Here is a 23,169-nt window from a genome sequence, read left to right on the forward strand (position 1 = left end):
AGTTTATGTTTTCGCGATAACGACTTCTATTACAACTTGAGTGTGTTATGAGCCACCACTATAAGACAGTGATGGCTCATGTGGCTGAATGCTTAATGGTTATTTATCAGCCGATAAGGATAAGTCGTCAACGATATACAAAGTGTTGCTGTCGATATCACTTTGCGCACTATCGAGATATTTCTGTTCTAAGGTGTTGTTATTGCTCCAAGTGGCAAAGTCATCGTCATTTAGCACACCCAAACGCTTATTATCAATGAGCCACAAACCTTCCATTTTGTCATGGGGATATTGTGTTTTGGCGGCCATATCTAGCACCAGTGATTTTGTCGCGGGTATGATGCCATTGGCTGCAAGTACCTCCCAGCCATCGCTTAGAGCTACCTGTTCTAAGGTTTTACCTTTAAGGGTTAAACCTAACGCCGCATCTTGGGCGATATCAGCTTGTGCAGTGACGGTCTCGAGATCCGTCGCGCCGCTTATATCTATCTTGTATACATGCTTCATCACATCAGTGTCGATATTAAAAAACTTGCCATCACGTTCTAACACTAAAAATTGGCTGTTACTTAAGGCAACGATCGCTGAGTTAGAGTTCTGGGCAATTTCTTGCTGATACAAATATTGGCCAATAGCGCCGGTCGACAAGTTGATAGTCACGATTCGAGTCAGGGTATTATTGTTAACACTCTTATCGGGATTAGAAATGGTCGATTGCATTATGCCCACAAGTGTCGACTGATCGGGCGTGATGGTCAGCCCTTCCATCCCGCGGTTGGCACGGCGATGAGCAAATTCTGCCGGTAGGCTATATAAGTTGCGTGCATCGTCTGCGAAAGGATTAATCCGCGCTATTTCTACCCCTTCAGCCGAGTAATGCACTATATGTGGACCATACTCGTCGCTGACCCAAAAACTGCCATCATCCATGGCGGCGAGACCTTCAGAATCTAACCCATAATCATCGAGTTTGATGGGGTTGGTCTGGGCATTATAAGGCTGGCTCATGTCTTGACGAATGACTTCACCTGCTGCGTCATAGGGGATTTCTCCTGTGCCGCCAAGGCTACTGCTATTAGGCAGTCCAGTGATCAAGCTGCCATCAGGGCGTTTAAATAAGATGTCTTTGACCTTAGTGATAGTGCCATTGGTTTGCAGTTCAAACAAACCGATACGTGGCGTGTAGTTAGGCGTTGGAAACATTTTTCCTTTGCCTAAACTACCGCTGTAATCTGCATTCGGGCCGCGATCGGTGAGGGCATAAAATTGAATAGGGTTATTGGGGTTGGGCGCTGCATCAGAGCCATAGCCGCCGTTACGAATTTCAAATTTAGTACCAGGCATAGCGCCATTGTCTAAATCATCGCGCAGCACAGTGAAAGGTAAATGCACCGCTTTGTCCGTAAACAGGTCGGCGTTACATGCATAGCTGCTATCAACCACTTCATTACTGTCGAGCTTGCCGTTATCGTTGTTATCAAGACCCGAATCTGTGCGAGTGCCGCCCATCCAGCAGTGGTTATCACCGCCAATTAAGGTGGTTTGTGTGGTCAGGCTATTGATGTCTTTATTATCCGAATTACAAGCACTCAGTAGCAAAACTGACAGGCACAAGCCTGAGGTGACGAGCACATTTTTCATCTTAATATATCCCGATTCTTAAAGTGATTAGCTATGTTGTTGGCAGGTAATATAAAGTTAGGCTGTGAACTAAATGTGACAAGTGTGCCGCTTAACGTATCGAGCACGAATACTGTGTGTTGGCGTGAGTGGGAAGCTGATTATGGTGTAGTTGAGTGGCTGAGTGAGACGTTTTATTGATGTTTAATATAATATAAACAATTGATTATCATGATTATATTTTCTAAATCACTTAGGTTTCCTGACAGCGATTTATATTGGAGGTGTGATTCTTTTTGTTTTTCATCAAAAAAATCTGCGGCCTAATAATTTTTGTTATTAGGCCGCAGGTTTAAAAGCTTAGTTCAGTAAACTTAAAGCTTAAAGTGCGAGACCACGCCGACGAGTTGTTCCTTCGTCGCGGCCAAAGAGGTTGCGCTATTAAGGGTGGCTTTACCGCTTTGATTCAGTTCATCGACCATTTCACGAATGGTGGTCAGATTACGGTTTATTTCTTCGGTCACGGCGCTTTGCTCTTCGGCGGCAGTGGCGATTTGATTGCTAAGCCCATTAATATCGAACACATAAGCGGTCAGGGTATCGAGGTTTTCCGTTACCAGAGTGGTTGTGTCAGCGGCTTGTTGGCAACTGTGTTTGGTTTGCTCCATTGCGGTCACGGCTGCATCGGCACCGCGGCGTAAACGTTCAAGCATCTGATTAATCTCGGATGTACTGGCTTGAGTACGAGCGGCCAATGTACGCACTTCATCGGCGACAACGGCAAAGCCCCGACCCTGTTCACCGGCACGGGCAGCTTCGATAGCCGCATTGAGCGCGAGCAGATTGGTTTGATCGGCAATATCCCCAATCACATCTAAGATAGTAGCGATATGGCGGGTGTTTTCATTCATATCATTAATCGCATCGGCAGCGACATCCACTTTAGTCACTAAGGCAATCACAGTGTTGGCGGCCTGTTCAACGGATTTCTTCGATCTATCTGCTTGTTCATTGGCTTGCTGAGTAAACTGGGCGGCAGATGCAGCATCGCCTGCGACATTGTGGGCAGTCGCGCTCATTTCTGTCATGGCCGTAACGACTTGGTCGGTTTCTACCGCGTGGGTCTGCAATGCATGGGTATTGGCATTAGACTGCACGTTCAGTTGGCCAATTTGATCTGAGATATGGTCTGAGGCTTGGGTAATATCCGAGATGATATGGCGTAGATTATCGATAACGCGATCGAGATCTGTGGCGAGTGAGCAGAGTTCGTTGTCACCTTTGATATTTGTCTTATGTGTCAGATCGCCATTGGCTAGGCGTTCCATTACCCGCTTAATGTCATTGACTATCCTGACTAAGCGTTTGCTCATAAAGAGTGCACTAAGGAGTGAGGCGACGATGGCAATTAGGATTAGGCCAAGGAGCAATGCCTCGGTGGCGTTCACTTTGTCTTCGGCTTGTTTGCCAAGATCATGGTTTCGCTGAGTGATCAACTTAACTAATTGATTAATCTCATTGCTTACTTTGGGTCCAAGGGCCTTGCGCTCGAGTGTTAGTTCAGGCTCTGCGCCAGTTTGTTTGGCGTAGTTGATTTCTTGCTGATACAGACGCACATATTGCTCAATTTGCGGCAACAGCGTACGGATCGTTCTGGCATCTGGCCCCATAAAATCGGTGTTGAAGTTTGCGAGTTTCTCTATGAGCCGCTGCACATTTCGTTGTTGTGAGCTGATGGCGTCAGTGTTATGGACTAATGTTGCTAAACGCAGTTCAAAGAAGGATTCACGTACACTAGTGAAGGTTTCGGCGAGCTGGGTATTGTTGACCAGTTTGCTGCTGGTGTCATTGAGTTCGGCAAAGCCTCGATAGGAGAAAATACCGATAATGATCAATAGAATACTAGAAAATACTGAAGGCAGCGCCGTCAATGTGCTGGTTTTTGCATTGTTAAACATGGTGGCCTACTGAGGTATAAATCAAGAGATGTGTAATTAAATTACATATGGCAGCCATTTTAACGCTTGGAATTACACAGTCGCAAGGTGATATTCTGAGACTTTTTGACGTAAATTTATGTTTTTAAAAGGTTTGTTATTATTTTGTTGGTTTGAAATAACCTCCTGGTTGTTATATGTTGTGTAATTAAAATTCAATAATATCTCAGTTAATTGATTTTTAAGGGTAAAAATAAAGCAGGGTTAGCCGCCATTCTACAGCTTATTAACAGTGCAAAAGGCGATTGTGACGCAGATCGCAAAACACGCAAACGCTGCCCAAAGGGTTTGTCTGGCAAGCTCCTGCTCGTACTATCAATTACACGATCTGCTCCTCATTTGGGAGGAATAACGGCACTTCACTCTTTGTTTCGCGATCACGAGCTTGTCAGGGCGAACAAAATTTAATCTCAAAACGTCAACAAGCTCTAGTCCCTGTCAACGTAAGTCGCACTTATTCCCGGTTCACTCTTTTACTTATCATCACACGCAAATTTGCGGTCAGTCACAAAGCCATAAACTTAATGTAAATGATATTGGTTATCATTTGGATTTAAGATTGTTTTAATGTAGATTGTCGGCATTTCAAGCTAACACCGTTTAATCAATGATCGCTGTCGAGGTTTTTATGGAATGCAGGGCGTTTAAAAAAAGTGCAATTGCCGCAATAGTTTCGAGTTTGTTGATATCTTCAGCTTATGCAGGCGTAGATGCTGAATCTTCTGAACCTATTGAGAAGATTACTGTTTATGGTGAAAAGATTGAACGTAGTCTTAAGGATACAACCTCTTCTATTTCGGTGATCGACAAGGAAGCGCTCGACAGCGGTCAATATCAATCCACCTCGAGTGCTTTATCTGAAGTACCTAACGTGGTGGTGCTATCGGGTTCTGTGCCGGATATCCGTGGGGTTTCAGGTAACGGCTCTGCCTCTGGATTTAACTCTTTTACCGGTGGCGCTCGGGCGCGGGTATCCACCTTAGTCGATGGGGTTGCTGAGCCTTTTGTTGCCGATCTTACTGGTGACACTGGCCTATGGGATATCCAACAAATTGAGGTGTATCGCGGCCCACAATCGACTATTAACGGCCGTAACAGCATTGGCGGCACAGTGTTTATTAAAACCGAAGATCCGACCTTCGATTGGCAAGGCGCGGCTCGTGTCGGTTATCGTAATCAAGATAACTTTATCGACAGTGCTGTGATGCTCTCAGGCCCGATCCTCGATGATGAGTTGGCATTTAGGGTGAGCGGACAAAATGTGACAGGGGATACCTACAATAAAGGCTTGGAATACGAGACGAATCCCGCCACTTTTGATCAAAATGAACTGATCACCAATCGCTGGCGCGGTAAATTCCTGTGGCAGCCGAGTGCGATTGAAGATCTCAAAGTGCTCTACAGCTTTTCATACAATGATGAGAAAGGTGACTCTGGACGTAACTATTTTACCGGTGATGATCCTTGGGCGTTTAAGCCTATTTTCCAGCGATATATCGAGACTAAATCCACGACTCACTCAGTGAAAGTTGATTATGACCTCGGTGAAGGGCGCGCCTTAGATCTCATCGTGGCTTATATGGATTATGACTGGGGCTTTGAATCCTATGAACCCCTTGTCACGGCGCAGCAATATGTCGATATGAGCGACCAGAGTTACACTGTCGATGGTAAATACAGTTTTGGCCTTAAAGATAAAGACTTCAACGGCTTTGTGGGTTTAGCGTATTTTAAACGCAGCCAAGATTTTGGCAGTACTGGCAGTTCCGTTTACAGTGGTGATGACAGCACTAAGTCCACCTCCATTTACGGTGAAATAACCTATGGGCTTGCCGAGTCACTCTGGGTTACTGTCGGCGGCCGCGTGATGCGTGACGAGCAATTACGTAACTTCAATATGCTCTATCAGGGCAGCCAATTGCAGGAAAAACTCGACGATGCCAATACCGTCACCCTGCCGAAGCTGGTGTTGCAATATGCGCTGAATGACAGCACGACCTTGGCGGCCAGTGTTCGCCGGGGTTATAACTCGGGCGGCGGTGCGCTGTCGCTAGCCGAAAGTGAGTATTACTATTACGACGAAGAGTACGTCAATACCTATGAACTCAGCAGTCGCAGCTCATTTGCCAATGGCGATGTTAACTTGAGTGCCAACCTCTTCTACAACGATTTTGATGGTTATCAGGCGTCTAATAGCGCCCGCAAAATTACCAATATCGATAAAGCGGTCAGCTACGGTATTGAGGCTGAATTTAGTGCCATGTTAACCGAAAACCTGCAATTTATTTCGGGCGTAGGGTTACTCGATAGTGAGATCAAACAAGCGGATCCTAGCTATGGTGACATTATCGGCAATCAGCTGAACTCGGCGCCGCACATGACCGCCAATGCGGGCTTAAAATATTGGTTGGGCGATGCGTTTTCTTTCGGTTTTTCAGGCAACTATGTGGGTGAGTATTTTGCGGATATCAATAATACCGAATCACGGGTGGCTGGTGACTATGTGGTGGCTCGCTTAAGCCTCGATTATCAAACCGATAGCTGGAGAGTCAGCGGTTTTATAAACAACCTGTTTGATGAGCAAGCATTGACGGTAAATGAACCCGCCAGCCGCAGTTACCCCGATGGTTATGCAGCGATTATCGACCCCAGAAATCTGGGTGTCTCTGTGATGTACCGCTTTTAAGCGCTCGATTTAACGCACTTATTTTACCCATAAAAAAACCTCCATAGCATGCTGTGGAGGTTTTGTATTTTCAGCGACTTTTACTCTTTATATGTCAAAGTGCCGTTGGCTTTGATTTCGTCGTACCACAGGTTGTGGTGTTGAGTTGCCCAGTTTTCATCACAATAACCAGACACCATACACTCCATACCGCCTTCAGACATTACCGTTGCCATGAAGATGTGCACGATAGAGAAAGCACAGATCACTATGGCGCTCAATGAGTGCAGCACGAGTGCGATCAAGCTTAATGTACGGCTTGGTTCGAAAAGATTTGGGAACAGCAACAACATGCCCGAGGCCGAAATCACTAATCCAAATAGGGCAAAGGCCCAGAACCACATTTTCTCACCGGCGTTCGCAAAACCTGCGTCTGGGTGCTTACCTTTAAATGGGCCAAAGTTAATGTAACCGCCCACGACTAAGAACCATTTTACGTCGTACATTTTTGGCAGCTGGTTTTTCGCCCATAGGGTGGTCATTAATGCCCAACCTATCATGAAGGGAATCGCCATCACGTCATGGATTTGCTTCGCACCGTAGACGATGGCTTCCCAGATACCTTCGCCCAACCAAGGTTGGAAGAAGAAGCGACCTGCCAGCAAGGTTAAGCCCGTTAAAATCAACAGTAAGCACGGGATCGCGCCTAACCAGTGGATTGAAACATCAAACTTAGACCAGCGATGCACTAACTTGCCTGAAAAACCATGGTGCAGCTTGGAGATGCCGTTCACCTTGATAAATAAGACAAAGATAATAATCATGCCGAATAGTGCCGCCATTAAGGCCGGCGCTAACCAGTCGCTACGCAGCTCTAATACCCGTAGATCATAGGTATTGATGGGTTGAGCATGAAACTCACTTTGGGAGGTAGTGTATCCCGTGGCACCATCCTTCAGTTGTGCCCAAATTTGGGCATCAGACTGCTGAACTTGATTCGCCAGTTCATCACCACCATTGGCTATACACACGGCACTAAATAGCAGTGCTATGGCTAAACCTATGTGTTTGAACCATTTGTTCATCATACATCCTCTCTCACTTAGTCGCGCCCACTTGAGCAGGCGCTAAGCTAAGTCTGTGGACAGATCCTGTTGACCTGAATTAATTCCAAGCCGCGTTTTTAGCACCACGGTAAGCCACACGTTCACGGAAGATGTTTGAAACAATTTCAGCATCACCCGCTAACAGGGCCTTAGTGGCACACAGTTCTGCACACATAGGCAGTTTGCCTTCGGCAATACGGTTTGAACCGTATTTTTGGCGCTCTGCCTCTGAGTGGTTTTCTTCTGGGCCGCCAGCGCAGAAGGTACATTTATCCATCTTGCCACGGCTACCAAAGGCCCCTTTTTTCGGGAACTGTGGTGCACCAAACGGACAGGCGTACAAGCAGTAACCGCAACCAATACAGGCATCTTTGTTGTGTAGCACTATGCCGTCGTCGGTTCTGTAGAAGCAATTTGCTGGGCAAACAGCCATACAAGGTGCATCGCTGCAATGCATACAGGCGACAGAGATAGAGGCTTCTCCACGTTGACCATCGTTAATGGTCACTACGCGGCGGCGTTGGATCCCCCACTCGAGAGCGGAGTCGTTTTCGTTTTTACAGGCAGTGACACAACCGTTACATTCGATGCAGCGCTTGGTATCACACAAAAATTTCATTGTAGCCATAATGGCAATTCTCCTAGCTTAAGCTGCACTTACGCTTTAACGATCTGACACAGTGATGCCTTGGTTTCCTGCATTTGCGTCACAGGGTCATAACCATAGGTCAGCGCAGTGTTAGCAGATTCACCGATAACGTAAGGCACTGTGCCCTCTGGATAATTAGGCGCTAAACTTTCGCCGTGCATCACACCCGCAAAGTGATATGGCATAAAGGTCACGCCAGGTTTAACGCGTGGCGTCACCATAGCTTGTACCTTAATACGGCCACCTTCGGCGCCTTCTAGCCAGACGTCTTCACCGTTACGAATGCCGCGATCGGCAGCATCGGCAGGGCTTATCTCAACAAACATTTCCTGTTGAAGTTCAGCTAACCAAGGGTTACAACGAGATTCTTCACCACCACCCTCGTATTCAACCAGACGCCCTGAGGTCAGTACCAGTGGGTACTTGCCGCTCATGTCTTTGTCTTGGATTGACTTATACAGCGTAGGCAGACGGTGCACTTGCATGTCGGCATAGGTGGGGTATTTGGCCACTAAGTCACGGCGCGGCGTGTATAACGGTTCGCGGTGAACTGGCGCTTGGTCTGGGAAAGTCCAAACAATACAACGGGCTTTAGCGTTACCGAAAGGAATACAGCCATGCTTGATCGCTACGCGCACTATGCCGCCGGATAAGTCTGTCTTCCAGTTGCGGCCTTCGGCTTCGGCTTTTTCTGCCGCAGTCAGATCATCCCACCAACCGAGTTGTTTGAGCAGCTTATCGGAGAACTCTGGGTAACCGTCTTGGATTTCAGCACCTTTAGAGAAAGAGCCTTCGGCCAACAGATTTTTGCCATTGTATTCAACACCATAACGGGCGCGGAAGTTACCACCACCGTCTTTAACGTGTTTCGATTGGTTATACAGAATTTGAGTACCAGGGTGTTTCGCTTCTGGCGTGCCCCAACATGGCCAAGGTAAACCGTAGGTTTCGCCTTTCGCTGGGCCGCCTGCGGCTTCCAACGTCTTGTTGCTGAAAGTGCCCCAGTTTTGGGTGTGTAACTTGATACGCTCAGGGCTTTGACCCGTCATACCGATAGTCCACATGCCGCGGTTGATTTCGCGGGTGATGTCTTCAATCACAGGCAAATCATTTTCTTTAGCGATGCGTTTAGTGTACTGCTCAGCAAAACCGAGTTTTTGCGCTAAGCGATACATGATTTCGATATCGGTTTTAGATTCAAACAATGGCTCTATAACTTTCTCGCGCCATTGTTGACTACGGCCAGAGTTAGAAACTGAGCCTTCAGTTTCAAATTGTGTCGCTGCTGGTAGCAAGTAAACACCATTCTTACGGCGATGCATCACACCTGCCATAGTTGGGAATGGATCGACTACCACCACTGTGTCCATCTTGTCTAAAGCATCACGTACATCACGTTGACGGGTTTCGGTGTTGACCGATTGTCCCCAGAAAAACGCCATACGGATGTTATCTTGCTGCGCGAGTTTGCCTTTTTCTTCTAACACACCATCGTGCCAGCGAGAGCAAGGGATACCGGGCGTAGTCATAGGTTCACGGCCAAGATAAGTGCCTTGATCGAAACGGCTCTTCATCCATTCCATGTCCAGATCCCACACGTGGGTCCAGTGGGTCCAAGCACCCGTTGTTAAGCCGTAGTAACCCGGTAAGTTATCGAATAACAAACCTAAGTCAGTCGCGCCTTGCACGTTATCGTGACCACGGAAAATGTTAGTACCGCCGCCTGACACGCCCATGTTACCTAGCGCTAATTGCAGAATACAGTAAGCGCGGGTGTTGGCGTTACCGACGTGGTGTTGAGTACCACCCATACACCAAATCACAGTACCGGGGCGGTTATCAGCCATGAGTTTTGCGGCTTGATAAACCTCGGCTTCGCTCACGCCTGTGATGTTTTCCACTTCTTTAGGTGGGAATTTTTTCGCTTCGGCGCGAATGGTATCCATCTCAAAAACACGTTGTTGGATAAAGGTTTTATCTTCCCAACCGTTTTCAAAAATGTGCCATAACATACCGTAAATAAAGGGAATATCTGTACCTGGACGCAATGCGCAGTGCAGATCTGAATGCGCTGCAGTACGAGAGAAACGTGGATCAACCACGATCAACTTAGCGTTGTTTCTTTCTTTCGCGATCAGAATATGTTGCATCGCCACTGGGTGGGCTTCTGCAGGGTTGGCACCGATAAAGAAAATCGCATTCGCGTTTTGGATATCGTTAAAGGAGTTAGTTTGCGCACCGTAGCCCCAAGTGTTAGCAACACCGGCTACCGTGGTTGAGTGACAAATACGAGCTGAATGGTCGACGTTGTTTGTGCCCCACATGGCCGCTAGTTTGCGGTACATGTAACAACCTTCGTTTGAGAATTTAGCGCTACCCATGAAGTACACTGAGTCTGGGCCGGATTCTTTTCGAATGTTGAGCATTTGGTCGCCCACTTCGTTAATCGCATTTTCCCAAGATATTTTTTTCCACTTGCCATCAACCAATTTCATTGGGTATTTCAGGCGTTTTTCACCATGGCCATGTTCACGCAGTGCCGCACCTTTAGCACAGTGACCGCCGGCGTTGAAGGGATGATCGAATGCGGGTTCTTGACCCGTCCACACGCCATTTTGTACTTCAGCATACAGACCACAACCGACGGCGCAGGCACTACAAATAGTACGTTTGACTTCGATAGGGGCATCATGTGGCACTTCTTTGGCTTCGACGCGACGCATCATGCCTGTGCCCATCAGAGATGCTGCGGCAATACCACCTGTGGCAATACCTGCGTGCTTCATAAATTGACGACGGCTAATGCCTAACGCCGGTTTGTCTGCCACTGGGGCGACACTAGACTTGCGAGTTAACTTCATCGCTGACTTCTCCTAGATTAGCTGCGCAAGCTATTGTAATAGCTGCTGATGTGCGCAGTTTCGTGGTAACCCTTTGACGCTTTGGTGGTTACCTTGCTGCTCTCGCTGGCCTGTGCCACGCTCATGCCGGTTGCGGCAATCGCGGCACCCGCTACGCTGCCGACGGTGAGCGCTTTGAGCAAAGATCGGCGAGATAAATCGCTGGGTTGCTGCTTCATGCTGACTCCTGAAATTAGGGTTTAGTTTTGAGATCGCACGGCTTTTTGTGGGGTTTATCTTGTTATCAAAAAGTGAAGATTAGCGGTGGGAAAGATAATGAAATCATCTTGTTTGCCATCAATCATCGCGCGTGACGGCAATATAGTAGGAAAGGGTTGAGTAGGAATTGATCTAGGACAGTTTGCAGTGTTGAAATCGGCAGCCGTTATCTTAAAGCGTTAACTCGCTCATAGTTTCGAAACTCCCTTGGGAGCAGGGCGCTGGCGGCTTTTTGTATCACGGAGTTTCAGGTGTTAAGTTTTTGTATTATCTAATGAAGTGCAGATAAAAGAACACCCCGCATGGCGGGGTGTTCTAAGGACCTAAAAGCTGCGGTTTAACTTAGTCTTTATACTTTAAGTTGCCGTTGGCTTTGATTTCGTCATACCAGAGATTGTGGTGCTGGATTGCCCAGTTTTCATCACAATAGCCTGACTTCATACACTCCATACCGCCTTCGCTGAGTACGGTCGCCATCCAAATATGCACTATGGTAAAGGCAATCAGGATAATGGCGCTGATAGAGTGGATCAGTAACGCGCCCATGGAGGCTTCGCGCGGCAAGTCTAAGCCAGGTAATACCAACATGATGCCTGAAACACTGATGAATAAACCAAATAACATCAGGGTCCAGAACCACATTTTTTCACCGGCGTTAGCAAAACCACTGTCAGGGTGTTTACCTTTGAATGGACCAAAGTTGATATAACCACCGACCACTAAAAACCATTTCAAATCATACATCTTGAAGGTTTGTAGTGGCATCCATTTCACCACACAGACAGCCCAAGCCGCGATAAAGATGGGACCTGCCCAATCGTGGATGGTTTTGCTGCCGTAGATCAATGGTGCCCACAGATCAGGCCCTAACATTGGCTGAACAACATGCTTACCTAACATTATGGTTAAACCGGTAAACATCAGTGTCAGGCAGCTACTCGCCATGATCCAGTGGATCCACAGATCCGCCTTTGACCAACGCGCCACTAACTTGCCTGAAAAGCCCTTGCTGAGTTTTGATGGACCATTCACCAGATAAAACAATAAGAAAGCCCCAAACACACCGACAACGGCTAAAGCCATAATCGGGGTTAGATATTGATTTCTCAGTTCTTTACCTTGGTTACCGGCAACGTTAATCAACACCCCAGTTTCGACCCCTTTAGCCGTGGTATAGCCGGCATCGCCTGCTTTTACCGCGCGCCAAAGATCGGCCTCGCTGGTTTGCGCTTTCGCCTGTTGTTGACTCGATTGCTGATCACTTGCGTGTACTGGGCTTGCGCTCATTACTGAACCTAATCCCAATCCCATGACGAGCACCAACAGAGCAAACAGACTGCGCAGTGATTTGTTTAACTGTTTGTTTAACATTTTCACTCCTTGCCAGAGGTTAGGGATGACTCCCTAACCCTCGCTCTGCTTAGTTAATCTCACCTGTCTTGGGGTTGTAACCCCAAATCACGTTAGGATTGCCACGAGAGGCCATACGTTGACGGTAGATATTGGATACCACTTCCGCATCACCCGCGAGCAGGGCTTTTGTCGAACAAAGCTCAGCACACATAGGCAACTTGCCCTCAGCAATACGGTTGGCGCCGTATTTTTTACGCTCGGCTTCGGAGAAGGTTTCTTCTGGGCCACCGGCGCAGAAAGTACACTTGTCCATCTTGCCACGACTACCAAACGCAGTCTTTTTCGGGAATTGCGGTGCACCAAATGGACAAGCATAGAAGCAATAACCACAACCGATACAGGTATCTTTGTTGTGCAGCACTATGCCATCGTCGGTACGGTAGAAACAATCTGCCGGACATACGGCCATGCAGGGAGCGTCAGTACAGTGCATACATGCCACTGAAATCGATGCTTCACCCGGTTGACCATCGTTAATTGTCACCACGCGGCGACGTTGGATTCCCCACTCGAGAGCGGAGTCGTTTTCGTTCTTACATGCAGTGACACAACCGTTACACTCGATGCAGCGCTTGGTGTCACACAGAAATTTCATGACTGCCATAATGGCTTATCTCCTCATCAAGTAGGTTAGGCTTTGCTGATTTGGCATAGGCTGGACTTAGTTTCTTGCATCTGAGTCACAACGTCGTAGCCATAAGTTAAAATGGTGTTTGCCGATTCGCCTATCACGTAAGGCACTGTGCCTTCAGGATAGTTTTTCGCTAGGCTTTCGCCCTCAAACACACCAGCAAAGTGGTATGGCATAAAACATTCACCCGGAACAACCCGTGGTGTCACCATAGCCTTAACCGTGATCTTGGCGCCTTCTGGGCCATGTACAAAGACATTGTCACCGTCACGCACGCCGCGATCCGCAGCATCCGCAGGGTTCATCTCGATGAACATTTCTTGTTGTAGCTCAGCAAGCCAAGGGTTAGAACGGGATTCTTCACCACCGCCTTCGTATTCCACTAGACGACCAGAGGTCAGTGTCAGTGGGAAGCCTTGGGTAAAGTCCTTATCTTGAATTGACTTATACAAGGTCGGCAGACGCGCAACCATACGGTCTTCGTAGGTTGGGTACTTAGCGACTAAGTCACGACGAGGAGTGTAAAGTGGTTCACGATGTTTCGGGATATCATCTGGGAAAGTCCAAACGATACAACGGGCTTTCGCATTACCAAATGGAATACAGCCATGCTTGATCGCAACACGTTGGATGCCACCAGAGATATCTGTCTTCCAGTTTTTGCCTTCGGCGCGTTTTTTCTCCGCATCAGTAAGTTCATCCCACCAACCCAATTGCTTGAGCATGTCGGCGGTAAATTCAGGATAACCATCTTGAATTTCACTGCCTTTAGAGAATGAACCTTCGGCGAGAATGTTGACGCCATCGTGCTCTACACCGTAACGGGCACGGAAGTTACCGCCACCGTCTTTTACGTGTTTTGATTGGTCATACAGGATCTGGGTACCAGGATGTTTCATCTCTGGAGTGCCCCAACATGGCCAAGGTAAGCCATAGGTTTCACCCTTAGCTGGGCCGCCGGGAGCTTGTAAGCTGTTGACGTCGAAAGTACCCCAGTTTTCTTGGTGCATCTTTAAACGCTCAGGACTTTGCCCCGTGTAACCTACAGTCCACATACCGGTATTGAATTCGCGGGTCACATCTTCAATTAAAGGCTCGTCGCCATTCACTTGAATGTGCTTACAGAATTCTTTTTCAACGCCCCATTTTTTGGCGAACTTATACATGATCACATGATCTGGCAGAGATTCGAACAGCGGCTCGATGACCTTAGTGCGCCATTGGATTGAGCGGTTGGTCGCTGAAACTGAACCATAGGTTTCGAACTGGGTCGCCGCAGGCAACAGATATACACCGTCTTTACGTTGGTGCATCACCCCTGCCATGGTTGGGAACGGATCGACCACCACCACAGTATCCATCTTGTTCAATGCTTCACGCACTTCGCGACCACGGGTTTCAGTGTTCACCGATTGTCCCCAGAAGAACGCCAGACGGATATTGTCTTTCTGCGCAATTTTGGTTTTATCTTCTAACACCCCATCGTGCCAGCGAGAGCAAGGAATACCAGTTGAGGTTTGTGGTGTTTGGCCTAGGTATTCACCTTGGTCGAAACGACTGGCTACCCATTTTGGATCTAAGTCCCATACATTCGACCAGTGAGCCCAAGCGCCAGAGGTTAAACCGTAGTAACCGGGTAAGTTGTCGAATAACAGACCGAAGTCCGTTGCACCTTGTACGTTATCGTGACCACGGAAGATGTTAGTTCCACCACCAGAAACCCCCATGTTGCCAAGGGCTAACTGTAAAATACAGTATGAACGGGTATTGGCATTACCAACGTGATGCTGAGTACCGCCCATACACCAAACGATAGTGCCGGGTTTGGTTTCGGCCATCATCTTGGCAACGCGGTACATTTGCGCCTTAGGCACGCCTGCAACCAACTCAACTTCTTCTGGAGTGTATTTTTTGGCTTCTTCGCGGATACGTTCCATACCGTATACACGTTGTTTTAAGAAGTCTTTATCTTCCCAGCCGTTTTCAAAAATGTGCCATAACAGGCCATAAATGAAGGGGATATCTGTACCTGGGCGGATATGCACGTACTCGTCAGATTTCGCTGCAGTACGGGTGAAACGAGGATCTACTACGATAATTTTGGCGCCGCGTTCTTTAGCCACCAAAATGTGTTGCATTGCGACTGGGTGGGCTTCACTTGGGTTTGAACCCACAAACATGACGCACTTAGAGTTGCGGATATCGTTTAACGAGTTGGTTTGCGCACCGTAGCCCCAAGTGTTAGCAACACCGGCTACCGTGGTAGAGTGACAAATACGGGCTGAGTGGTCGACGTTGTTCGTGCCCCACAGTGCCGCTAATTTGCGATATAAATAAGCTTGTTCGTTAGAAAACTTGGCGCTACCCATAAAGTAAACGGAATCTGGACCCGACTCTTGACGAATCGCTGCCATCTTGTCGCCGACTTCATTAATCGCTTGATCCCAAGAGATCTTTTTCCACTTGCCGCCTTCTAACTTCATTGGGTATTTCAGGCGTTTTTCACCGTGGCCGTGCTCACGCAGTGCCGCACCTTTCGCGCAGTGTCCGCCTTGGTTAAAGGGATGGTCAAATGCCGGTTCTTGACCTGTCCACACGCCATTTTGTACTTCTGCATATACACCACAACCGACGGCGCAGTGAGAACAGATGGTACGTTTAACTTCGGTGGGAACATTGTGGCCTATGTCTTCTTGGGCTTGAGCTTTACGCATCATGCCTGTACCTAGCATGGACGCCGCAGCGATGCCACCTGTGGCAAGACCTGCCGATTTCAAGAACTGACGACGATTGAGACCCAGTGCTGGCGCTTTAGATTCGACAACCTGGTCTGTTTTGCGGGTTAATCGCATCACACACTCTCCTCTGGTTAGTTGTTCAACGACGCATAATAGTTACGGATATGGTCGGTTTCGCGGTAGTTCTCACTCTTAGGCTCTGTGGTTGCAGCCGTTTTTGTCGAAGCTAACGCCTGACTGCTCACGGTTACCACTGCGCCTGCCGCACTGCCGAGTGCCAATGCTTTGAGCAATTGACGACGGCCCATGTCGGAAGCTGGCTTCTTCATAGTGTCTCCTTGTGTTGCGGGATTAAGGTGGCACAAACGGCGACCACCTCGGTTATTGTGAAAGCTTAAGCTTTCGTTATTGTTGCGAAGGTGCGTGTGACTTCACCTTCGCGGTTTGAGCTCATCTAGCATTGACATCTAGCACGCACAGGTCGCGCTTTCATTCAGTTTAGTCTCAGTTCATTAACTCTACTGGTTTTGCTAAATCGCTGGTGGCCGGCTGTAGGTCGGCGCTGCCTGGGCAATTGACGGGAATATCTAAACTCAATTGTTCAAAGGCACTGGCTTCCATTTCAAAGAAGGCTTTTGCCAGCTGGGCGACGGTTGCGTAAAACGCAGCGCTGGGTGCCTTGGCTAAGCTGTCACAGAAGCGGCCAATCCAGCTGCCGATATGGCGTTGGTAAAAAGCCAGTTGGCGATAGCTCGGCGCTTCTAAAATCAGGGTTCCCATCACTTCACACAGGGCGGCTACGTGATCTTCGGGTTCTTTAACGTTGTCTTCGCGCTCAAATCCGAGTTGCATTAGGTCTTGGCGCAGTAATGCCAGCGGTTTATCCATTAAAGAGCCGGTCATAAACCAGCTGCCGTAGGGCAAGATCTCGCCAGAACCTACACCGAGGAATAGCGCAAAATACTCGTCTTCGAGCTGTTCATTGTTGAACTGCTGGGCGGCGAGCTGCACGGATAACCAAGCCTTGGTCATCTCGTTGTCTTCATTGGCATCGATTTCAAGATTGGCCAAAAATTGCAGCAGTTCAGGGCTCGGCTGACGGCGCAATAGGGCGGCTAACAGTTGATAGATATCGGCTCTCAACTGATCGTTTTCTGAAACTTGTCTTACTGATTCGGTCATAGCGGATCTCTTATCGCAGTTGCTTTTCAGGATCTTGAAGAATGTCTTCAAACATGTCTTTTACCCGGCAGTCGCCACACATTTTCAAGCGCTCAATATTGGCAGAAAATGCGCTGTGCGCGCCGACCATATCCAGCATCCGATGCACCATAGATTGGGTCGCAAAAGGAGAGCCGCAGCGAATACATTCGAAGGGGGCTTCTTCTTTCAGGGTGTGTTGTTGCTGACGAGCAGCTTTATCAAAATTAATTTGTGGCGTTAGGCTAATCACTTTTTCAGGACAGGCCGCTTCACATAAACCGCATTGCACGCAGTTTTGCTCAATAAAGTGTAGTGCAGGTTTGTCGCCGCCATCTTGCAATGCCACGGTTGGGCAAATTGCCACGCAGGACATACACATAGTGCACTTTTCGACATTCACGCTGACTTTGCCAAAGGGAATGTTGTTGAGGCTAAGGCAAGTATCGATTTCACCCGCTTGGCTATTGAGGTGATCTATCGCTTCAAATAGCGTGTTGCGTTTAGTGGTCGAGGCAAATGCAGCGGGCACGATCACGGGCCAATCTAAGCTGATATCGAGCATCGCATCTAAATCGGCAAGCATGCTTGGGTCGATGAGGCTGATACGTTGCGGCTGACCCATCTCATCTAAAATACTGTTGGCTAACGAAAGTTCGCCTTTAAGCATTTGCGTGAGGGTTGGCGCTGTGGCGTCGGTATTGAGGATCAGCACTTGGCGTGCGCCCCATGCGAGTACCGACAGCCAATGATCTAAGCTGGCAACCGTAATTTCTTCTAAGGCGACGGGGATAATATCACCCGCTAGATCATCGGTAATAAAGTCGGCGCCGACGGCATTGTCGTGGAACAAAATTACCGGTGCGGTTTGGGCTTGCTCGCGGAAACGACTAACGACTTTGTTCAGGTATGAATGCAAAGCCTGCGGCGTCGGTAAATCGTAACTGATGGCACCCGTTGGGCAAGCACTAGTACAACTGCCCGCGCCGTGGCAAAGGTATGGGTCGATTTCAATTTTCTTCGCCACGCTACTAATTGCATCGGCTGGGCAAAAGTTAAGGCAACGATTACAACCATTGATGCCATTGCGGTCATGGGCACAAATATCTGGGTTGATTTTGACGTAGCGAGGCTTGTCGAATTGGCCGACGAGATCGGGAATTTGCGCGAGGGCATCTTCGAGTTTTTCAGCGTCTTGACCGACATAGAAATAACCGGGTGGCAGCATTTCTAAGTTCAAACAAGCTGTGCTGCTCAAATCGAGCACGATATCGAAATGGGGTTTACGAATCGACACTAAACTGAGTTCGGCCGCGCCATCTTGATGTTCAACACTGACTTGGAATTGGCCTAAAAAGCCTTTTACGCCAATGAGTTTGTTGTAGTAACTTTCGACATCGGTTGCCGCCGCCATCACACGCTCAAGGTGCGCTTCATCTTGGCTGGTAATGGCTTCATTGGCTAAAATCACGCGATGGGCCATAGTGGACAATTTGTCCGCGGCAAGGCGAGCCAGATCTTCTGGGCCGATAATGAGGACATTGCCTTCGGTGGTGTAGCTGACGGTTGGCGGGATCAGATTCTGCAACATCTGAGTTTGCGCTAACACCTGTTGCCGCGCTTGTTTTAACGCTTCTTGGGTTTGATTGGTCATCAAATGAGTGCTCACATTGCGTTCCTGAACAGTACTTTGGCTGTTTCTTGTTTTACTGTATCTGGGCAGATTTAGGCGGCTGGTAATAAGTAAGTCATTGCCTTTTCTGCTTTTATCTAAGCTTTTTTTATGTCTTAGTACAGCAATTCACATACCAAAGTTACGGACATTAAAATTAGCTAAACTGACGTTAAACAACTCGGGTTTGGGCCTGAGCCGAGGGCTCTGGTGCATTTTGGGGTAGGTCATCAGTCTCCCCATCCAAATTGTCCGCTATCGGCTCTGCTGCCAATTCGGTGTCGACTTCTTGAGTCGTGGTTTCGCTTACATCAAGACTAGCGGATGGATTAGTTTCTGCAGCTTGTTTGGCTAAGGCTGACTCTTCATCCGGCGTTTCGCTGTCTTTGGTGATGTAGCGGAAGACTTTTTGTGCTAATTCTGCTGAAACTTCGGCGCTGAGTTTGGGCTGATTACTGTAATCGAGCGCATATTCTAAAAGCCCATCTATCTCGTTGAAATGTGGTTGTTTCCACAGTGCTCGCAGCGCCGCAGATTTCGCCGCCGGATCGACATTCGCGCCCATAAAACTCGCAAAGCTGCCGCCAATTTCAATTTCGTCAGGATTCGGTAAATCCGCCGCCGTGAGCATGCGATTCGGATCGTCATGTTCGGCAGTATTGGACTCTGTTACTGGCTCTGTCGGTTGAAGCGGCTCAACTGCCACAGTGGCTTCGGTCGCGATCGGCGCTTGAGGCGCGGCTTCTTCTTGAGTTTCTCGCGCTTGTTCAGCGGCAACTTGTTCGCGACGCTGGTTCCAGCGACTCAGTAGCCCAGCCGTTTTTTGCGTGGATTCAGCCATTAGTCCCTCCGAAGTGGATCGTGACTCGGGCCTTGATTCTTACGGCCATCGACATGCTTACGGCGATGGGCGGCGATTTCGACTTCGCCATGCTGGGTGATAAAGGCTTCAATCCAACAAGCGATGGCTTCTGGCATCAATAGGTTGATAACAGGGGTATTACCCTCAAGACAACCTGCGGCGACGTTTTGGTCTGCCGACAGTGCTGCGGGTATCCAAGTGCCATCGGCCGTTTCATCGCACACTAAATACAGCATAGCGTTATCGACATCGAGATTGAGGCGATAGCTGGCGCGTTCGTCTTTGTGCAGTTCGAGGAGCACTAAGGTCGCGTCGTCAGGGGCTTGATGGGTGGCGGGAAGTAAGTGTTCAATTTCCCATTGTACTGAGGTCCAGCGGCCAACTTGTTTCTCTACTTTTTTAAGTGAAACGTACATGGGCCAAACATTCGTTGTATGTTGCATTGTCTCTCCGTCTCAGCCGTGTTGATGGACGAACCGTAGATCGAACGGATCGGTTTTACCAACAAATTGCGATAAAAGGTCACTGCAATATTGGTGCCAGTAAACATGGGGTATTAGTTTGAACTAGATCATCAAAAACCCCCTAAAAAGTGGACATTTTGTCCAGTGCTGGGTTTTGTTTGGGACATAAAAGGGCTAATGAAAAATCAGCATTGCGGCAGATCACGCATTTAAACCCGAGTTTTATACCTAGGTATAAATATTGCTATGCTCAGGCCATGACTCGTTAAGCGGTAGCATTATGATTTCGGAAAACAGCATGGGCACAGATAAAGAAGTAGCGGCAGCTAACCCCACTCAGAAGCCTCATCATCAGTGTTCTTTTGTGAGAACCCAAGCGGAAGTACCTTTAACCATTGCCGTAAAAGCAGTGAATGAAGCTGGGGAAGTGCTAGATAAATTTGTCGCCTGCGAACGTCCACTTACCGTTTATTTAAACTGGCGTCCGATAGTGACGCTGATGACACTAGGGGCAAAACCTGAGTCTCTGGCGTTAGGTTATCTTAAGAACCAAGGCTTTATTTCGGATGTGAGCCTGCTGGACTCTGTTATCGTCGATTGGGATGTGAGTTCTGCGGCTGTGATTACCCGCGAACAAATCGCCGATCTCGACGAGAAACTCTCCGAAAAAACCGTGACGTCAGGCTGTGGTCAAGGCACGGTTTATGGCAGCTTTATGCAGGATCTCGATAACATCAATTTACCTACACCGAGTTTGAAGCAAAGCACCTTGTATAGCTTATTGAAAAATATCAACGACTATAACGAAACCTATAAGAATGCTGGCGCTGTGCATGGCTGTGGTTTGTGCGAAGACGATAGAATTATGGCCTTCGTTGAAGATGTCGGCCGTCACAACGCCGTTGATACCTTGGCAGGGGATATGTGGCTGACGCAGGATCGTGGTGATAACAAGATTTTTTATACCACAGGCCGCTTAACCTCTGAAATGGTGATTAAAGTCGCCAAGATGGGGATCCCCATTTTACTATCACGCAGCGGCGTGACTCAGATGGGCTTAGCACTGGCGCAGCAGTTAGGCATTACTATTATCGCCCGCGCCAAAGGTCGTCACTTTTTGGTGTATCACGGCAGTGAAAATCTGCAATTTGATGCCAATACCACTCCTTAGTCCCTAATTAGCTAAGATAGTAATGCTAAGACTTACATGCAGTAATAAAGAATAAGACAAGGAAACAAGATGACGTCTGCCAGTGAATTGGTTTACATGAGCGCGAAGCAAGTGGCCGAGTATCTAGATCTGAACGAGAAAAAAGTCTACGCCATGGCCAACGACAGAATTCTCCCCGCCACTAAAATCACCGGTAAATGGCTATTCCCGAAAGTGCTAATCGACCGTTGGGTGATGGATTCATGCCACAGTGGCATGCTCACCGACCGTTTATTGATCACCGGCAGTGACGATCCACTCTTATCTATGCTGGTGGCGCGCTTGATGGCACAAGTCGGTAGTCGTGAGTTGATAAGCTACAGCGCGACAGGTTCGCGCTTAGGATTAGAGTTACTCGCTAAAGGTTATGCCGATGTGTGTACCTTGCACTGGGGCAGTATGGAGGATCGCAATATCCGCCATCCCGCCTTACTTAAAGGGTATAACAATCACCAACAATGGATCATGGTGCACGGTTACTCCCGCCAGCAAGGATTGATCATGCGTGCTGATATGCACCACAGATGCCAAGAGGAAGATAAAGTCGTGAACTTACCTTGGCGTTGGGTGAGTCGTCAGGGCGGCGCGGGTAGCCAGCAACATTTAGAACATTGGTTGTTAAAGCAAGGCGCTCGCTTAGATCAGCTTAATGTCGTGCTGACGGCCTATAGTGAACGCGAGCTGGCAGGTTATATCGCCCGTGGTGATGCAGATATAGGTTTTGGCTGTCAATCTGTGGCATTGGAGAGTGGTTTGAGTTTTGTGCCACTGATTAAAGAGTCCTTCGATTTCGTTATGCCGCAAAGCATTTACTTCCGTCGTCAGCTTCAACAACTCTTTACTATGTTGGCGAGCGGCCACTCGAGGCAAATGGCGGCGCTACTGGGTGGCTATGATCTTACCGACTGCGGACAATTACTTTGGAGTGCGAGCTAATCCGCTCACTCGGAAATAGATGAAGCTGAATAGAGTCGAATGATCTCTGCACTACTTATGACAGTTACTTATGCTGCTACTTAATATAGCGAGTTACCAAATAAGGATTAAAGAGATCTCTCCCTGTCCCTGATTAAGTTATTTCGGCTCGAGTAGCCGTTATCCTTATCTAAACTTTATAGAATCTATGCGTAAATCTCTTCGCCTTGATGCAGTACATCCTCAAAATATGAGGTAGAACTGCAGAGAAAATGCTATTTTGTGGATAACTTTGGGGGTAAGTAGTGGGTATCTTGTGGCTAGTTTAGGTAATCAGAATTAACTGCAAATTTCCTTAAAATAGGGGTTGCACAAAATCTCCTGCTCCCTATAATGCGCATCCACTGACACGGCAGACAGCGAAAGCAAGCTGACGAGTTAGGTTGAATTGAATGGCTTACTCTCTGTTGAGAATGGCACTTAATTAAACCGCAGCAAGAAGTTGAAAAATACTCCTTGACGCGAAACGGGAAATGCGTAGAATACGCAGCCCTAGCCAACTGGAAGCGTTCGACGCTCAGTGTGGTACTCAAGTCCTCTTACGGATATTGAGTTGCTCTTTAACAAGATAAAACAAGAAATCTGTGTGGACACTCACAGGTGTTGAGTTAATCGAAACTGCTTAACCTTAGGGTTGGCAGTCAAAAATTTAAATCAACCAATTCTTTCACGAGAGTGATGAGTGTTCATAGCAATATGTACAAAGACTTACTTAGTAAGTCGAACAGAATTTGTTGAGCCGTTTGACGTAAGTCAAACAACAAAACTTTAATTGAAGAGTTTGATCATGGCTCAGATTGAACGCTGGCGGCAGGCCTAACACATGCAAGTCGAGCGGCAGCGGGAAG

17 protein-coding genes and 1 rRNA gene are annotated in these 23,169 nt (G+C 48.0%); 4 read left to right on the forward strand and 14 right to left on the reverse strand.

Annotated features, from left to right (window positions below; genetic code table 11):
* Positions 1 to 99 precede the first annotated feature (99 nt).
* Together Q4Q54_RS08110 and Q4Q54_RS08115 are read right to left on the reverse strand one after the other, a co-directional pair.
* On the reverse strand, positions 100 to 1,641 hold the full coding sequence (locus Q4Q54_RS08110; protein WP_311988172.1) for an esterase-like activity of phytase family protein: 1,542 nt from the start codon (positions 1,639 to 1,641) through the stop codon (positions 100 to 102).
* Between the two features lie 353 nt (positions 1,642 to 1,994).
* The gene (locus Q4Q54_RS08115) at positions 1,995 to 3,578 is read right to left on the reverse strand and encodes a methyl-accepting chemotaxis protein (RefSeq protein ID WP_311988173.1); all 1,584 of its coding nucleotides are present in this window, start codon (positions 3,576 to 3,578) and stop codon (positions 1,995 to 1,997) included.
* Positions 3,579 to 4,245: 667 nt separating this feature from the next.
* On the opposite strand from Q4Q54_RS08115, the gene Q4Q54_RS08120 reads away from it, so the two are divergent.
* Positions 4,246 to 6,303, forward strand: a complete 2,058-nt coding sequence (locus tag Q4Q54_RS08120) for a TonB-dependent receptor domain-containing protein (RefSeq protein ID WP_311988174.1) — start codon at positions 4,246 to 4,248, stop codon at positions 6,301 to 6,303.
* Positions 6,304 to 6,383: 80 nt separating this feature from the next.
* On the opposite strand, the gene Q4Q54_RS08125 is transcribed toward Q4Q54_RS08120, so the two are convergent.
* The 12 genes from Q4Q54_RS08125 to Q4Q54_RS08180 all read right to left on the reverse strand — a co-directional run bounded on the left by Q4Q54_RS08125 (position 6,384) and on the right by Q4Q54_RS08180 (position 20,115).
* Positions 6,384 to 7,367 carry a formate dehydrogenase subunit gamma gene (locus Q4Q54_RS08125; protein ID WP_311988180.1) on the reverse strand — a complete coding sequence of 328 codons (984 nt, stop codon included), beginning with the start codon at positions 7,365 to 7,367 and terminating at the stop codon, positions 6,384 to 6,386.
* A 79-nt stretch (positions 7,368 to 7,446) separates the two neighbouring features.
* The gene (fdh3B, locus tag Q4Q54_RS08130) at positions 7,447 to 8,016 is read right to left on the reverse strand and encodes a formate dehydrogenase FDH3 subunit beta (RefSeq protein WP_006083570.1); all 570 of its coding nucleotides are present in this window, start codon (positions 8,014 to 8,016) and stop codon (positions 7,447 to 7,449) included.
* A 29-nt stretch (positions 8,017 to 8,045) separates the two neighbouring features.
* Entirely contained in the window at positions 8,046 to 10,898 is a 2,853-nt protein-coding gene (locus Q4Q54_RS08135; protein WP_311988175.1) for a molybdopterin-dependent oxidoreductase, read from the reverse strand.
* 17 nt (positions 10,899 to 10,915) lie between these two features.
* Entirely contained in the window at positions 10,916 to 11,116 is a 201-nt protein-coding gene (locus Q4Q54_RS08140) for a twin-arginine translocation signal domain-containing protein (RefSeq protein WP_006084531.1), read from the reverse strand.
* A gap of 382 nt (positions 11,117 to 11,498) precedes the next feature.
* A complete protein-coding gene (locus Q4Q54_RS08145) occupies positions 11,499 to 12,527 on the reverse strand; it encodes a formate dehydrogenase subunit gamma (protein ID WP_012090498.1) in 1,029 nt (342 codons plus the stop codon).
* Between the two features lie 49 nt (positions 12,528 to 12,576).
* The gene (fdh3B, locus tag Q4Q54_RS08150) at positions 12,577 to 13,173 is read right to left on the reverse strand and encodes a formate dehydrogenase FDH3 subunit beta (RefSeq protein ID WP_106649087.1); all 597 of its coding nucleotides are present in this window, start codon (positions 13,171 to 13,173) and stop codon (positions 12,577 to 12,579) included.
* 26 nt (positions 13,174 to 13,199) lie between these two features.
* Positions 13,200 to 16,052 carry a molybdopterin-dependent oxidoreductase gene (locus Q4Q54_RS08155; protein ID WP_220593090.1) on the reverse strand — a complete coding sequence of 951 codons (2,853 nt, stop codon included), beginning with the start codon at positions 16,050 to 16,052 and terminating at the stop codon, positions 13,200 to 13,202.
* Between the two features lie 17 nt (positions 16,053 to 16,069).
* The gene (locus Q4Q54_RS08160; protein ID WP_006083564.1) at positions 16,070 to 16,267 is read right to left on the reverse strand and encodes a twin-arginine translocation signal domain-containing protein; all 198 of its coding nucleotides are present in this window, start codon (positions 16,265 to 16,267) and stop codon (positions 16,070 to 16,072) included.
* A 175-nt stretch (positions 16,268 to 16,442) separates the two neighbouring features.
* Positions 16,443 to 17,120 carry a molecular chaperone gene (locus Q4Q54_RS08165; protein ID WP_106649089.1) on the reverse strand — a complete coding sequence of 226 codons (678 nt, stop codon included), beginning with the start codon at positions 17,118 to 17,120 and terminating at the stop codon, positions 16,443 to 16,445.
* Positions 17,121 to 17,130: 10 nt separating this feature from the next.
* Complete coding sequence (locus Q4Q54_RS08170) at positions 17,131 to 18,792, reverse strand: 4Fe-4S binding protein (RefSeq protein ID WP_063882504.1); 1,662 nt, start codon at positions 18,790 to 18,792, stop codon at positions 17,131 to 17,133.
* 190 nt (positions 18,793 to 18,982) lie between these two features.
* Complete coding sequence (locus Q4Q54_RS08175) at positions 18,983 to 19,651, reverse strand: DUF3306 domain-containing protein (RefSeq protein WP_259575059.1); 669 nt, start codon at positions 19,649 to 19,651, stop codon at positions 18,983 to 18,985.
* Positions 19,651 to 20,115, reverse strand: a complete 465-nt coding sequence (locus tag Q4Q54_RS08180) for a DUF3305 domain-containing protein (RefSeq protein ID WP_006083560.1) — start codon at positions 20,113 to 20,115, stop codon at positions 19,651 to 19,653. Before Q4Q54_RS08180 ends, Q4Q54_RS08175 begins: the two co-directional genes overlap by 1 nt.
* 319 nt (positions 20,116 to 20,434) lie before the next feature.
* On the opposite strand from Q4Q54_RS08180, the gene Q4Q54_RS08185 reads away from it, so the two are divergent.
* From Q4Q54_RS08185 to Q4Q54_RS08195, 3 genes are all read left to right on the forward strand, one after another.
* Complete coding sequence (locus Q4Q54_RS08185; RefSeq protein WP_311988176.1) at positions 20,435 to 21,307, forward strand: formate dehydrogenase accessory sulfurtransferase FdhD; 873 nt, start codon at positions 20,435 to 20,437, stop codon at positions 21,305 to 21,307.
* A gap of 69 nt (positions 21,308 to 21,376) precedes the next feature.
* Positions 21,377 to 22,282, forward strand: a complete 906-nt coding sequence (locus Q4Q54_RS08190) for a helix-turn-helix transcriptional regulator (RefSeq protein WP_006083558.1) — start codon at positions 21,377 to 21,379, stop codon at positions 22,280 to 22,282.
* 808 nt (positions 22,283 to 23,090) lie between these two features.
* Positions 23,091 to 23,169, forward strand: a 16S ribosomal RNA gene (locus Q4Q54_RS08195); the annotation flags it as partial.

This window comes from Shewanella sp. SP2S2-4 (assembly GCF_031932025.1).
In the GTDB taxonomy this organism is placed as follows: Bacteria; Pseudomonadota; Gammaproteobacteria; order Enterobacterales; family Shewanellaceae; genus Shewanella; species Shewanella baltica.